The organism is Catenuloplanes niger (assembly GCF_031458255.1).
GTDB lineage: Bacteria > Actinomycetota > Actinomycetes > Mycobacteriales > Micromonosporaceae > Catenuloplanes > Catenuloplanes niger.
In genome coordinates this window covers 5561701-5576157 of the sequence record NZ_JAVDYC010000001.1, presented here as the reverse complement: position 1 = coordinate 5576157, position 14457 = coordinate 5561701, and the positions used below count along the sequence as shown (strand labels likewise).

The 14457-nt window shown below is 69.5% G+C and carries 8 protein-coding genes; 2 read left to right on the top strand and 6 right to left on the bottom strand.

Annotated elements, in window-relative coordinates:
• Positions 1-184 precede the first annotated feature (184 nt).
• Together J2S44_RS24835 and fxsT (J2S44_RS24830) are read left to right on the top strand one after the other, a co-directional pair.
• Positions 185-1267 (top strand): AI-2E family transporter, encoded by a 1083-nt coding sequence (locus J2S44_RS24835; RefSeq protein ID WP_310429901.1) that lies wholly within the window; start codon positions 185-187, stop codon positions 1265-1267.
• 481 nt (positions 1268-1748) lie between these two features.
• Positions 1749-4685, top strand: a complete 2937-nt coding sequence (gene fxsT, locus J2S44_RS24830) for an FxSxx-COOH system tetratricopeptide repeat protein (protein WP_374727902.1) — start codon at positions 1749-1751, stop codon at positions 4683-4685.
• A gap of 30 nt (positions 4686-4715) precedes the next feature.
• Here fxsT (J2S44_RS24830) and J2S44_RS24825 read toward each other — a convergent pair whose 3' ends face one another.
• The 6 genes from J2S44_RS24825 to fxsT (J2S44_RS24800) form a co-directional block, all read right to left on the bottom strand.
• Positions 4716-4895, bottom strand: a complete 180-nt coding sequence (locus J2S44_RS24825; RefSeq protein WP_310418525.1) for a hypothetical protein — start codon at positions 4893-4895, stop codon at positions 4716-4718.
• Positions 4896-5160: 265 nt separating this feature from the next.
• Positions 5161-6426, bottom strand: a complete 1266-nt coding sequence (locus J2S44_RS24820) for an HEXXH motif domain-containing protein (RefSeq protein WP_310418522.1) — start codon at positions 6424-6426, stop codon at positions 5161-5163.
• The gene (locus J2S44_RS24815) at positions 6419-7645 is read right to left on the bottom strand and encodes an FxsB family cyclophane-forming radical SAM/SPASM peptide maturase (protein ID WP_310418519.1); all 1227 of its coding nucleotides are present in this window, start codon (positions 7643-7645) and stop codon (positions 6419-6421) included. Before J2S44_RS24815 ends, J2S44_RS24820 begins: the two co-directional genes overlap by 8 nt.
• Positions 7646-7687: 42 nt before the next feature.
• Positions 7688-10525, bottom strand: a complete 2838-nt coding sequence (fxsT, locus tag J2S44_RS24810; RefSeq protein WP_310418515.1) for an FxSxx-COOH system tetratricopeptide repeat protein — start codon at positions 10523-10525, stop codon at positions 7688-7690.
• A gap of 515 nt (positions 10526-11040) precedes the next feature.
• The gene (locus J2S44_RS24805) at positions 11041-11274 is read right to left on the bottom strand and encodes a hypothetical protein (RefSeq protein WP_310418512.1); all 234 of its coding nucleotides are present in this window, start codon (positions 11272-11274) and stop codon (positions 11041-11043) included.
• Positions 11275-11428: 154 nt separating this feature from the next.
• Positions 11429-14215 (bottom strand): FxSxx-COOH system tetratricopeptide repeat protein, encoded by a 2787-nt coding sequence (gene fxsT, locus J2S44_RS24800; protein WP_310418507.1) that lies wholly within the window; start codon positions 14213-14215, stop codon positions 11429-11431.
• Between the last annotated feature and the right edge of the window lie 242 nt (positions 14216-14457).

Sequence of the window (14457 nt, the reverse complement as noted above, 5' to 3'; positions counted from 1 at the left end):
GCAGGTGAGCCAAAGGCCCGTGACAGCGGACGAGGATTCGTCGTCGCTCCCGGCGAGCGCCGGCCCGGACCTCGTCCCGCCGCCCGGCGATCCGGTCCCGCCCGGCGATCCGGTCCCGCCCGGCGATCCGGTCCCGCCCGGTGGCGCGCCCGCCGACCACGCCACCGCCGCCGGGCTGCACGTGATGGGCCGGGCCGACGCGGACCGCGCGTTCGGCGAGGCCAAGTTCGGCGAGCCCGGCCGGCCGCTGCGCCGCAACCCGTTCCTGACCGGTTTCCTCGGCGGCCTCGGGCTGGCCCTGGCGTACGCGCTGTTCGTCGGTCTCAGCAACGCGTCGTCCGTACTGGTGCTGGTCTTCATCGCGCTCTTTCTCGCGGTCGGCCTGCACCCCGCCGTGGTCCGGCTGCAGCGCTGGCGCGTTCCCCGTGCCCTGGCCGTGGCCCTGGTCGTGCTGTTCGTGATCGGCCTGATCGTCGGTGGCATCACCGCGCTGGTCCCGCCGATCGTCACCCAGGTCGGCGGCTTCGTCGAGCAGCTGCCCTCCTATGTGGAGGCTCTGCAGCGCAGCCGCACGCTGCGCGACCTGATCCAGGACTACGACCTGGTGGAGAAGGTCCAGGCGCTGGTCAGCACGGAGAACGCCTCACGTGTCTTCGGCGGCGTCTTCGGCGGCGCGCGCCTGTTCTTCGGCACGGTCTTCAACGTGCTGACCGTGCTCATCCTGACCATCTACTTCCTGGCCTCGTTCGAGCGGATGAAGCGGGCCGGTTACCTGCTCGTCCCCGCGTCCCGGCGGGCCCGCGTCCAGCTGATCGGCGACGAGATCCTCGCCAAGGTCGGCGCCTACCTGGTCGGCGCGCTCGCCATCGCGTTGCTGTGCGGCCTGTCCACCTTCGTCTTCGCGCTGGCCGTCGGCCTCGCCTACCCGTTCGCGCTCGCCATCGTGGTAGCCATCTGCGACCTGATCCCGCAGATCGGCGCGACGCTCGGCGCCGTCGTGGTCAGCCTGGTCGGCCTGGCCACGTCCCTGCCCGTCGGCATCGCCTGCATCGTCTTCTTCCTGCTCTACCAACAGATCGAGAACTACCTCATCTACCCCAAGGTCATGCGCCGCTCCGTCGAGGTCAGCGACGTAGCCGCCATCGTCGCCGCCCTCCTCGGCGTCTCCCTCTTCGGCATCATCGGCGCCCTCGTCGCCATCCCCGCCGTCGCCGCAGTCCAGATCATCATCCGAGAGGTCCTCATCCCCCGACAGGCCTCCCGTTGACGTCGGGGTCCCCGTTAGAGTGATCATGTTGATCCAACTCAAAATTGCAAATTGCAGCACCGTTACCGAACGGAAATCCGCCGCACAGCGCTTTGCGTGAATTCGCAGTCCGGGCGCGGCCTCTCGCCTGGCAAGGCTTCATATGCAAGCCTGTCCGAGAGCAATGCGGCCTCCACGGGCTAGCCGATCGGCACCGCGATCCACCGCATTTACCGCTCCAGGGCTATCCACTTTAGATCCTCGATGCGGATAGGATGTCGGCGGCAAACAGGGCACGTTTGTCGCCTCTTCATGCGAGTGGGGGTTCATCAGCGGACCGACGGGAGGAATCGTGACTGTTCCGCCGGACGCCCCGAAACCGCCGGACACCGCAAAGCCGCCGGACACCCCGGAGCCGCCGGACGCCGTGAAGCCAGACGCTCCCGCGCCGAACGACTCCGTGGCGGTCGGCCAGCTCCCGCTCGTCACACTCCTTCGCCAGGTGCCCCCCGCGCTGCTGGCGGCCGCCACCCTCGATCTGGGCCTCGATTCACCGAGCGAGAATCCGGACTGGGCGGACGTGCCGGCCGTCGTAACGTGGTTCGAGCAACTCCCGTCGGTGCCGGGCTCGCATCCACCGCTGATCCTCTTCGTCGAGCGTGTGGCCCACGATCCCACGGTTTCCGTCTCCCGCGAGCTGCACGAGTGGATCGAGACGAGGTCCGGCCTGGACCCGGCGACACAACGCGAGATCCATGTGACGACACTGCGCCACTCGGTCCGACTGCGCGCCTTGAGTAACGAGTCTTATACTGATGGTAAAGTCGGGCAAAACGGGCACCCGTCAACGCCCCATGGAGGAGATCCCGGAGCCTTGTCCAGTTCCGTACTGGCCCACACGCCATCCGCCACGGCCGAGATCACCGAGACGGGGAGCGGGCGCGAGCCGGTGCGCATCTGGGGCGGTGTCCCGCTTCGCAATCCGGACTTCACCGGCCGTGAGACGCTGCTCTCCAATCTGCGGAAGGCACTGGAGACCCGCTCGGCGGCGTCGGTCCTGCCACAGACCCTGCACGGCATGGGCGGCGTGGGCAAGACCCAGTTGGCCGTCGAATTCGTCTATCGGTACTCCGACCAGTACGACGTGGTGTGGTGGATCGCCGCGGAGCAACAGTCCCTGGTGCTGCAGTCGCTGCTCGACCTGAGCCGCCGGCTCGGCCTGCCACGCACCGAGGACATGCGGCAGACCGCCACCATGGTGATGGACGCGCTCGCCACCACCCCGCTCCGCTGGCTTCTGGTCTACGACAACGCGCTCAACCCGGACGACATCACCGGCCTCGTCCCGTCGGCCGGCGGCCACGTCATCCTGACCTCGCGCAACCAGACCTGGGCAAGCGTGTGGGACGCCATCGAGGTCGACGTCTTCGACCGGCCGGAAAGCGTCGAGCTCATCCGCAAACGCGGCAACGTCATCGCCCGGGAGGACGCGGAGGCCCTGGCGGAGAAGCTGGGCGACCTACCGCTCGCGCTCGACCAGGCCGCCTCCTGGCAGAAGGCGACCGGGATGCCGGTCGGCGAGTACCTCGAGCTGTTCGACCACCACGTGCGGGAGCTTCTGGACGAGGGGCGGCCGGCGTCCTACCCGACCACCGTCGCCGCGTTCGTCAACATCGCGTTCGAGCGTCTCCGCGTCGACGCGCCCGCGGTGGCCCAGCTCCTGGAGTTGTTCGCCTTTCTGGGCGCGGAGCCGCTGTCCGTCAGCCTGCTGCGGTCAGCGAAGAACAGCAACGTCTCGCAGCCGCTCGCCGGGGTGCTGCGGGACACCATCAAGCTGAACCGCACCATCCGAGCGCTTCGACAGTACGGCTTGGCACGGGTCGGCGGTGACCAGTCCATCCAGGTGCACCGCCTGGTGCAGCTGGTGCTCAGGGACGGGCTCAGCGAGGATCTCGCGGAGCAGAGCCGGCGCAACGCGCAGGCGATCCTCTCCGCGGCGAATCCCGAGGAACCCGACGAGTCCCGCTCCTGGCCGATCTACGCGCTCATCGAGCCACACCTGCAGCCGGCCGGGCTGATCTACTCCGATCGACGCGACGCGCACCAGGTGGTCATCGATCAGATCCGCTACCTCGGGGTCATCGGCGACAGCGAGGGAGCGCGGCGGCTCGGTGAGCTGACCGTCAACGTCTGGCAGAAGAACCGCACCGCGCCCAACCTGGGCCCGGACGGGGAGCACACCCTCCTCGCCACCCGGCACCTGGCGGTTGCGCTGAGCGACCTGGGGCTGAGCGGCCGCGCGAAAGCGCTCAAGCTCGAGGCGTTCCGCCGTTTCCAGGAGAATGCCGCTTTCGGCCGCCTCCACGAGCACACGCTGTCCACGTTGCTGTCCATCGGCACCGATCTCCGCGCCGCGGGCGACTTCAAGGAGGCCCTGGCCTCCGAGAACGATGCAGTGGAGCGGCACGAGGCGGCCTTCGGCGAGGACGACACGCTGACGATCAGCGCTCTCGGGAACCGCGCGGTCAGCCTGCGAATGCTGAGCCGGTTCCAGGAGGCCTACGACGTCGACATCAAACGGATCTCGACACTGCAGGACACCGTCGGCGAGAACAACTGGCGGACCCTGCTGGCCCAGTCGAATCTGGCTCGTGACCTGTACGGGCTCGGCCGCTACACGGAGGCCCTGGAGCTGCAGCGCGGCGTCCTGCCGCTCCATTCGTCGACGTTGGGCGATCGACACCCGCACGTGTTGCTGGCGATCCGCACGCTGACCATCGCGCTGCGGAAGACGGGCTCGTATCGCGAGGCGCTGCCATACGCGCGCACCAACTTCCGGGACCTGACCGCCCGGTTCGGCCCGGATCACGAGCACGTCCTCAGCGCCGCCATGACCCTCGCGAACACGCTCCGCGTGATGGGTCAGCCGGGCGAGGCACGCAATATCGCGATGAGCACGCTGACGAAGTACCGGCGTGTATTCGGGGACGAGCACCCGCTCACGCTCGCGGCGAGCACCAACACGGCGATCATCCTGCGCGCCCTCGGCGAGCACCGCGACGCCTTCGATCTGGACGAGCGGACGCTGCGATCGTTGACCAACGCCCTCGGTGCGGAGCACGGCTACACGCTCTGCGCCGCCTCGAACCACTCGAACAACCTTGCCCAGGCACACGACCTGCAGGCCGCCCGCGACCTGTCCCGGAAGACGTTGGAGCTGTCCCGCTCCGTACGCGGCGTTGAGCACCCGTACACGTTGGCCTGTGCCGTCAACAGCGCGCTGGACCTGGTGGCGAGCGGTGACAGCGTCCAGGGCCGGGAACTGCTGGACGAGACGGTGCTGGCGATGAGCCGGACGCTGGGACCCGATCACCCGGAGACCGTCGATGTCGGCCGCGGCAAACGCGCCGAGTGCGACATCGAGCCGCCGCCGACCTGACACCCGCGTGCGAGGGCACCGCGAGGACGCTCAGGCGGTACTGCCGAAGGCGGTCAGGTTCTCCTCGTCCTTCGGCAGGTCGCGAAGCACCCGGGTCATCGCGTCGTCGAGCGCCGGATTCGCCTCGATCACCACGTCGCCGACCGGAAGGCTGCGCACGTCCTCCAACAGCGCTCCGGCATGTATCCGTTCCAGCCCGTTCTCACGCATGCAGGCCTCCGCACCTCTGTCTCGTACGCCGGGGATCGGGCACAGATGTCGACAACGCTGGCGGCCGGGGCAAGGGACGATGCCCGCGACTGCGCCGCGATCCAGGTGCGACGCAATCGTCGCCGAGAGGCCGTCACGAGCGGCGAACACCCCGCGTGCTCAGCAGCCTCGTACGCGCTCTGACAGTATCTTACGCTCCGTACGACGCCTTTCACAGATGAACATCACTACCCTGCGCCACGAATAGCGTGTCGTGGGATTCCGGTCAGGACCGTCCATTCCGGATTGACCAGGCCTCCTGTTTGCGCGCCAGGTCCACCCGTGAGCGTTGCGTGATCACTGCGGGCAACGGCCTCGCCTCCAGTGCGCCGATCGCCGCGCCCATCGCGGTCACGAAGCGGCGCCCGGCCGGGGTCAGTTCAGCGGACCCGTCCAGCGCCTCCCACCCGGCCCGCACCTCGGTCCGCATCGCGGCGAACTGTGCCTCCGCCTCCGGATCGATGCCGCGCAGTCGCGACCACGTGTCCGCCACGCCCAGGAACGCGTACACCCCCTGCAACAACCCCCCGGTCGGCCGCGGGTCGGTCCGCCACGGGGCGAAGTGCCGCTCCGTGCCGGACGGCTCGTACATCGGGCACAGCGCCAGCACCGCGCTCAGCTTCGAGTGCTGGAACTCGTGCACCAGCGTCACCACCAGGTCCACGGCGGAGAGCGGCCGGGTCAGCCCGACCATCCCGAACGAGTCGCGCCCGGTGCCGCTGCGCGCCGCGCCGGTGCCGTCGTCGTGCAGCGGCACCAGCACGCGCAGCCCGGCGGCCAGCTCCGGCGCGCGGTCCGGCAGCACCCGGCCGAGCAGTTCCCACGCCTCCGCGAACACGTCGGCCCACCGCGCGGCCTCGTCCGCACCGAGCCGGGCGGCCGGCGGCGCGTGGTAGGAGTCGCGGTACGGATCGCCGTCCTCCAGGACCACGCCGGCGCCCAGCGAACGCCGCGGCTCCCACGAGGCGGCCGCCTCCGCGGGCACGCGCAGCAGCCGGCCGGCGCGGGCCAGCATCACCGACCCGTCCGACACCGTGATCCGCGCCGGGCCGTCCGACGGCCGGCCCGGCAGCCGTGCCGTGCCGAGCCCGGGCAGCGTGACCGCGCCCGCGGACGCGTACCCCCAGGTCTCCGCGTCGACGCCGGCCTCGGCCGCGGCCGCGGCGGCCAGCGCGCCCGGATAGCCGAGATCCGCGGAGGTGACCGTGCCGGACCGCAGCCGCCGCACCGTGCCGGCCGCCCACGCGCCGGTCAGCGGGCTGCCGAGCAGCCGCTCGTACACCTCCGGTTTGCGTTTCTGCGCCGCGGCCAGCGCCGCGACCGCCGCGTCCCGGTGCTCGACCGGTCCGGGCCAGTGCGTGCAGACGTACCGCAGCAGCAGCAGTGTGCGGCTCAGCTGGCTTTCCGCGAGCCGGCGGACCGTGTCCGCGCCGCCGAGCCCGGTGGCGAGCCCGGCGAGGTCGTCGTCGTCGAGCGAGTGGAATTCAGTCACGGTGCGCGACCGCCAATCTCTGGTGCACGTCGTCCGACACCACCGTGATCACGTGGCGGATCAGCTTGATCATGTCGGCGCAGTACACGGTCGGGTTCAGGAAGCCAGCTCCCGCCCGGTAGCGATGTGCGTAGTGCCCGGCGCCGCAGACCGTGTGCAGCGGGCAGGATCGGCACGTACTGCATAGTGCCCGCAGCCCGATCTGACGAGCCACCACGCCGGGATTCCCGAACGCCGCGTCGAACGGGTCGTCGAACACGGTCAGCCCGGTCGCGCACGCGCCCGGATAGGCCGACTTCAGCGAGTCGACCTGTTCGATCGCGCCGTCCGACTCCACCACCGCGACCGCGACCGGGCTCAGCCCGACCTGCTCGGACCGCCCGCCGCGGCCCAGGATCAGCCGGATGACGTCCTCGAACAGCCGGATCCGGATCGGCTGCGGCCGCTCCGCATACCAAAGATCAAAAACTTTGATCAGCCATTCACCGTACGGCGCACCCGCTCGCGATTCCGGCGGATGCGCCCAATTGGCGTGTGGCAACAGGAAGTCGAGGACCGGTGGCGCATATCCGCGCAGATGGTCATAACACTCGACCGGGTCCTGCGTGATGTCCACGGTGGCCAGCAGCCCCGCATAGGCCGCCCGGTGCTCCGGCGCGGTGAGCAGCCGCAACGCCCGATCGACCCCGGCGCTGCTGCCCCGCCCGTCCGCGTACCGCCGGTGCCGGTCGTTCGCCTCCGCCGTCCCGTCCAGGCTGACGCCCACCCGTACCCCGTGGTATTTCAGCAGGTGCAGTATCGGCTCGTCGAGCAGCAGCGCGTTCGTCTGCAGTTGCAGCTCCAGCGCGGTGACCGGCGCGATCGCCGCGGTCAGGTCCGCGAGCAGCGGCTCCAGCCCGGCCACGCCCAGCAGCAGCGGCTCCCCACCGTGCAGGATCACCCGTACGCGCGGCAGCTCATGGTCGCGGGCATGGTCCGCGATCCGCCCCGCCGCCGCCCGCCACGTCCCCGGCACCATCGCCATCGGCCGGTCCCGCCAGCTCTGGTCCGCCATCGTGTAGACGTAGCAGTAGTCGCAGGCCAGGTTGCAGCGCTGATGCACCTTCAGCACGAAGTCCCGGAACGGCGTGGGCCGCCACCCGTCCGCACGCAGCGCCGCGACGTCAAGCTCCACGTCCGGCCAGCGTGGCCTCGTCACGACCTGGATGGGACCGTTCATCGCCTCATCCCTTCGGCTCGACCCGCGCACGCGGTCCGAATGTTAGGTGGGCGGCGGCTCCACATCGCACTCGCCGCGCTGACCCTGACGCAAGGCCGACACGTGCGGGTGATCCGCCCCGAGGAGCTCCTCCAGCCTACCGAGACTCTCCGCCAGCCCGGGCACCCGTTCCGACCGCGCCCCCAGCAGCCCGTAGTCGACCGCACAGGTGAGCGTCTCCGGATGCGACTCGCCCCGGACCTCACACATCAACTCGAACGTGTCCGCCAGCAGCGCGGCCGCCGACTCCTCCTCGTGCACCATCGCCAGGTCGTTGGCCAGGCCCATCGACGCCGCGAGGGTGAACGGATGCCTCGGCCCGACGGTCTGCCGCAATGCCTCGAGCGCCAGCCGATCGATCTGCCGGGCCTTCCGCGCCTCCCCCTGCGCGCGCTGGACGATGCCGAAGTTCACCGACGCCGCCAGCGACAGCGGGTTGCGTTCCCCCAGACCCCGGCGGTACCGGTGGATGGCCATGGTCGCGAGGTCCCACGCGGAGGTGAACTGGCCGGTCGCGCACAGCGTGTTCGCGTACGTCATGACGGCGGCCAGCCTGTTGCTGTGGTCGGCCTGATAGGTGCCCTGGCAGTTCAGGTAGTTCTCCCGGCTCTCGGCCAGCGCCCGGTCGAGATCGCCGGCCTTGCGCGCCGCGACGGCGAGCGTGCGAGCCCCGATGAGCGCGTGGTCGTGCCGCGGTCCCAGCTCTCGTTTGATCCGTGGCAGGACCCTCTCCATGATCTCCATGGCCTCCTGGTAGCGGCCGAGTCCGTAGAGGTCACGTGCCACGTTGGAGTCTGACAGCATCGTCCAATAATTGACGTCGCCGTACAGTCGCGCCCGCTGTTCCGCGACGTGCCGGTCGATCTCGAGCGCGGCGGCGAAGTCGCCGAGCATCCGGAGTGTGACCGCCTCGTTGCTCTGACCGCCCAGGATCCGCGCCTGGTCCGACGTACGACGCAGGGCCTCCAGGCGCTTCCGCTCCATCGTGAGCGCCTCGTCGTACCGCCCGAACAGCCGTCTGTGCTGTGCCACGGAGACCACCACGTTGATGGTGAGGCCGTGCTCAGGCCCGAACGCGCTGTCACCCCGGATCTCGTCCCAGAGCTCGTCGGCGACCCGGGTGGCCTTCTCGTAGGCACCGATGATGAGCAACGCGTGCAGCAGGTGCCGTCGGCACTGATAGGTGAGCTCGTCCCGGCCCACGCCGCCGATGGCCCACTCCCGCTGGGCCTCCTCGGCCAGCCGCACGGATTCCGTGGGGTCCCCGGCCAGCGACAGGTACCGGATCTGGTCGGTGACCAGGCGGCGCGCGCCGGGATCCATGTTCTTGATCAAGCCGGAGACGCGTACGTGCCGCCGCAGCTGGGAGTGCAGGTCCCAGACCGACTCGCCCGGGTCGCCGGGGTTGGCGGAGATGAGGAGGCGGTGCGCACTGGCCCGGGCGAGCCGCAGTTCCTCCTCGGTCAGCGCGTCGCGCACGATGAGCTGCACCAGTCGGTGCACCTCCAGCCGCTGCGCGTCCTCGCCGACCCGGACCAGTCCGTAGCGGCCGAGACGCCAGACCGCCGCGGTCAGCTCCTCCGAGTCGTCCAGGATCCGGCCGAGCGGATCCGGGATCGACTCGCCGCCGGCCCGGCTGAGCAGCGCCAGCGGTACCGGCTCCGCGCTGAGGCAGGACAGCATGTCGAGCAACTGTGCGGCACCGAAGGACTCGCGCCGGAGACGCTCGTAGGCCAGCCCGAACGCGCTGGCCACCGTCTCCGAATAGCCGGTGGGACGACCCTGCGCCAGCAGTACCGCCGCCCGGCTCTGCAATTGCTCCACGTACTCGCTGACCGGGGTTCGGGTGTACGACTGCATGGCCGCCACCTGCTCCAGGGCGAGCGGCATGTCGCCCAGGAAGTCGGCGAGCCGCTCCGCGTCCGCGAACGAGATCCGGTAGCCGCGCTCGCGCAGCAGCTCGACGCTCTCCGGTCGCTGGAACACGTCCACCTCGATCAGCCGGCCGCGCTCCCGCCACGAGGCGACGTCCCGGGTGGTGATGACGACGTCGCCACCGGCCCGGGGCATGAACGTCTCGACCTCCTCCACCGCACCGACGTTGTCGAAGATCAGCAGCCAGCGTCCGATCCCGCCGTTCTCGAGCTTGTTGAGCATGGTCCGTACGGTCTGCAACGCGGATCGGCTGGGCTGGATCTCCAGGCGGTCCGCGATCCGGGTCATCTCGGCCAGCGCGGACGACGGCTGCTCGGCCGAGATCCACCAGATGCGGTCGTAGTCGGCCCGGCGGCGATGCGCGTACTCGGCCGCGAGCTGCGACTTGCCCATGCCGCCGAGCCCGTACAGCACGATCGGTTGCGGCGGCTCCTTGACCAGGCCCTTCGCGATGACGTCGAGCAGTTCCTGGCGGCCGGTGAAGGCCGGGTTCCGCTGGGGAAGACCGTCACTGATCGGGCCGTCCGGCAGTGCCGAACCCTGCGGGGGCGGATCCGGCGCGGCCGGCGCGGCCGGGTCCCGGCCCCGCTGAGCGTCGTCGGCGGCCAGCCAGAGTGCGTGGAAACGACGCACCTCCAGCTCCGGATCGGGTCGGTGCACCGCAACGGTGGCGAGTTGCCGGACCACACACTCCAATTTGATCCACCGGGACAGCCACTCGCCGCGCAGAATCGCGCCGACCGTCTCGTGGCTCACCGTGTCCGGCATGTCATCACGCTCGCTGATCGCGGCGCTGACCCTCCGATAGGCCGGACGACCCGCGGCGCGGTAGAGCACCTGCAACTCGGCGACGAGTTCGGAGCGCGGGCCGTCCGAGCCGCCCGGTCCGGATTCTCCATGGGCCACCCGTCACGCTCCAGGTCACGACCGCCAACACACCGCTGCCACATGCCAACAACCGTCAGGTTCTGTCAGAGACAGGATTCCATAGAACTACACGGCCCGACAGGAGTAAACATTTGGCGGCGATAAGGGCATCGGCGCGCTCCGATCCGACAATCCGTATCGGCAGAAACGGGAATTCCGCCGTTCGGAGGATCGATACGGGATTCGCGAACAGATGCCGGAATGGCTCGTCCGTTCGGAGGAGGCGCGACACGAGGTTGTCAGTCGTACCGGCGCGACCGGGCGGCCGTGGAGGACCGTCCGGTCAGCAGCGGTCCCCGTCCGTGTCGGTGTGGGCGCAGGAGATGCTGACGGGAACGAGCGGTGACGCCACCGGCGACCGGTTCCCGGCGGACGAGCGTGCGGTGGGGCTGTGAGCGCTCGATCGACGCGCTGGTGACGGGCGCGCTCTTCGGCCGACCGCGATCGGGCGTACCGGTGCGGCCGCCGCCTCGATCGTCGCCGTGACCTCGCTGCTACCGATCGGCCGGGCCCGCGGCCTCGCGACGTCGGTTCTGCGTCGCGTCCGACGGCATCGCGCTGGAAAATGCCGCCAGGTTCTCACTCGTCACGGGAAGATCTCGCAGAACCCGTTCGAGTGGTCCGTCGAGTTCGGTGCCGGATGCCGTGAGGAGATCACCCAACGGCAGCGCACGGACATCGCGAAGCCCAGCGTCGGATTCTTCCCGCGCTGCTTCGTTGAACTTCACAGTCACTCCCGGATCGACACAAAAATCCCACAATATCTTGTACCGTCTTGAGCCCGGGGGCTTGGGAGGCCAGGTCCGACCGTGCATGTGCACGCTACACCCGGACGCGCCGGCGACATGCGTACATTCAGGTGCGCGATTCATCGCGCGGGGGTCAGGTCGGCGGTGGTTCCACGTCGCATTCGCCGCACTGTCCCTGGCGAAGGCTCGACACCAGCGGATGGCCGGCGCCGAGCACTTCCTCCAGCCGGCTGAGGCTCTCCCCCAGCGCGGGGATGCGCCGGTCGTCGCGGGCGTCCAGCAGCCCGTAGTTGACCGCGCAGGCCAGCGTCTCGGGGTGCTCGGCACCGCGGACCTGGCGCATCACGTGCCAGGTGTCGGCCAGTAGCGCGGCGGCGGACTCGCGCTCGCCGGGCAGCATCGCGAGATCGTTCGCCAGCCCCAACGAGGCGGCGAGCGTGTACGGATGCCTCGGGCCCACGGTCTGCCGGAGGACGGCCAGCGTCTGGCGGTCGATCTGGAACGCCTTGTTGCTCTCGCCCTGCGCGCGCAGAACGATCCCGAGGTTGATGCATGCCGTGAGCGACAGGGGATTCCGGACGCCGAAGCTACGCCGGTACCGATAGATGATCATCGTGAACAGGTCCCACGCCTTGGTGAACTGGCCGGAGGCGCAGAGGGTGTTCGCATAGGTCATCACCGACGCCAAGGCGGCTTCATGATCGTCGGGATAGGTGGACAGACAGTCCTTCTGGTTCTCGTTGCTCACCGCCAGAGCTCTGTCGAGGTCACCGCACTTGCGGGCCGCCATGGCGAGCGTTCTGTTTCCCAGCAGCACGTAGTCGTGACGGGCTCCCAACTCCCGCCGGGTCTGCGGCAGAACCCGCTCCATGGTCTCCAGGGCCTCCGCGTAGCGGCCGAGGCCGTAGAGGTCACGCGCGATGTTGGAACCGGACAGCAGGGTCCAGTTGTGGGTGGAGCCGAAGGACCGGCGGCGCTCCTGTTCCACGACGCGGTCGAGCTCCAGCGCCTCGGCGAACTGGCCGAGCTGCCGATAGCTGGCCGCGAGGTTGTTCCGCCCGTGCAGGAACCGTGCCTCGTTGCCGGGCGACTGTCGCACGCGCGAGCGGAGGTCCTGCTCGAGTGCGAGTGCGTCGCGGTATCGACCGAAGATCCGATACAGCCGGCCCCTGCGGATCGCGATGTCGATGGCCAGTTCGTGATCCGGGCCGAAGTCAGGATTGTCCCGGATCTCCTGCCACAGCAGGTCGGCGGCGACGGTCGCCTCGTCATAGCGGCCCACTTCGGTCAGAGCTTCCACCAATCCTCGGCGTGCCTTGTAGGTCTGCTCGACCGGTGCGCCGGACCTGCTCCAGATGGCCAGGACCTCCTGGGCCAGATTCACCGCTTCGTGCGGATCGCCGGAGCGTGTGAGGTACCGGATCTGGTCGAGCACCGCCGCCCGAGCGGCATGCTCGGCACTGTTGACCAGCCCGCAGACACGCACGTGGCGCCGTAACTGGGAGTGCAGATCCCAGGTGACCTGGTCGTCGGGACGCCCCGGATTGGCGACACTGATCAGGCGGTGTGCGCTCGCCCGGGCGAGCCGCAGCTCGCTCTCGCTCAGCGCGTCACGCACGATGAGCTGCACCAGCCGGTGAATCTGCAGTCGCTGCGCATCGTCCCCCACGCGGGCCAGCCCGAACCGGCCGAGCCGGCCGACCGCCGCTTCGAGTTCGGTCTGGTCGTCGACGATCCGGCCGAGCGGATCGGGGAGCCGGGTGCCTCCGGCCCGGCGGAGCAATGCCAGCGGAATGGGTTCGGCGGCGAGGAAGGAGAGCATGTCGAGCAGGCGTGCGGCGCCGAGGGACTCCTGGCGGAGCCGGTCGTAGGCCAAGCCGAACGCGCTCGCCACCGTCTCCGGATAGCCGGCCGTCTCCTGCGACAGCACCGCTGCGGCGCGGCTCTCCAGGTGTGCGAGGTATTCGCCGGCCGGCGTCCGCGTGTATGACTGCATGGCCGCCACCTGCTCGAGCGCCAGCGGCATGTCCCCGAGCACCTCGGCGAGCCGCTCGGCATCGCTCTGCGAGATGCGATGGCCGCGGGTACGAAGCAGCTCGATGCTCTCCGGGCGCTGGAACACGTCGACATCGATGAGCCTGCCGCGCCCACGCCATGCTGCCGTATCCCTGGTGGTGACGATGACATCGCCGCCGGAGCTGGGGATGAAGGGTGCCATCTCGCCTGCCGGGCCCGCGTTGTCAAAGATGATCAACCACCGTCCGGCCGTGCCGGATTCGAGCCGGTTGAGCAGGGTGCGCACGGTCTGCTGGACGGACCGGCTGCGCGGCACGCCCAGATGGTCCGCGATCCGGGTCATCTCCGCCGGGGTCGCGTCGAACTGTTCCGCCGGCACCCACCAGATGTAGTCGTAGTCTCCGCGGTGCCGGTGTGCGTACTCGATCGCCAGATGCGTCTTCCCCATGCCGGCCGGGCCGTGCAACACGATCGGCATGTGGAGCTGAACCGCGAGCTCTGCCCCGACGCGATCGAGCAACTCATGACGTCCGATGAACAGGCCCTGCGGCGGCAGTCCTTCGCCGATCGGCCGTCTGAGCCCATGGGCGGCCGGCGAGCCGGTTGGCTGCCGGGCCGAACGCGTCAGATCCCGTTCGCGCTGACGGTCGTCCTCCGAGGACCACAGCAGGTGGAAGCGGCGCACCTCCGCCTCGGGGTCCGGTCTGGTCACCGCCATCGCGGCGAGTTGCCGGACCACGCATTCCACTTTGATCCACCGGGGGAGCACGGCACCGCGGATGATCGCGCTGACCGTCTCGTGGCTGACCGTGTCGGGCATGTCGTGGCGGTCGCGGATGGCGTCGCTGACCTTGCGGTACGCCGGGCGCCCGGCGGCGCGGTAGAGCAGTTGCAGCTCGGCCACGAACTCGGATCGCGAGATGTCGGGACCGCCTGTGCCGGAGTCTCCAGGGGTCACCCGTCACGCTCCACGTCTCGCGACCGCCGACCTCGCCGTCGGTGCCAACCGGCGTCAAGTTCTGTCAGGTTGTGACTTACATGGAACTACATAAATGCGGTGCGAGTAAATATGTAGTCCTGAACAAGGCACGGCACAACCGGAATGGGCTCGTCCTTTCGGGCGACCGCGCACGTGGAAAAGGGCCG

What these genes read in the sequence shown, in the direction of transcription:
- J2S44_RS24835 (WP_310429901.1), top strand. Translation starts at nt 185, where the DNA reads ATGGGCCGGGCCGACGCGGACCGCGCGTTCGGCGAGGCCAAGTTCGGC.
- J2S44_RS24815 (WP_310418519.1), bottom strand. Translation starts at nt 7,645, where the DNA reads ATGAACGGTCCCATCCAGGTCGTGACGAGGCCACGCTGGCCGGACGTG.
- J2S44_RS24825 (WP_310418525.1), bottom strand. Translation starts at nt 4,895, where the DNA reads ATGCGTGAGAACGGGCTGGAACGGATACATGCCGGAGCGCTGTTGGAG.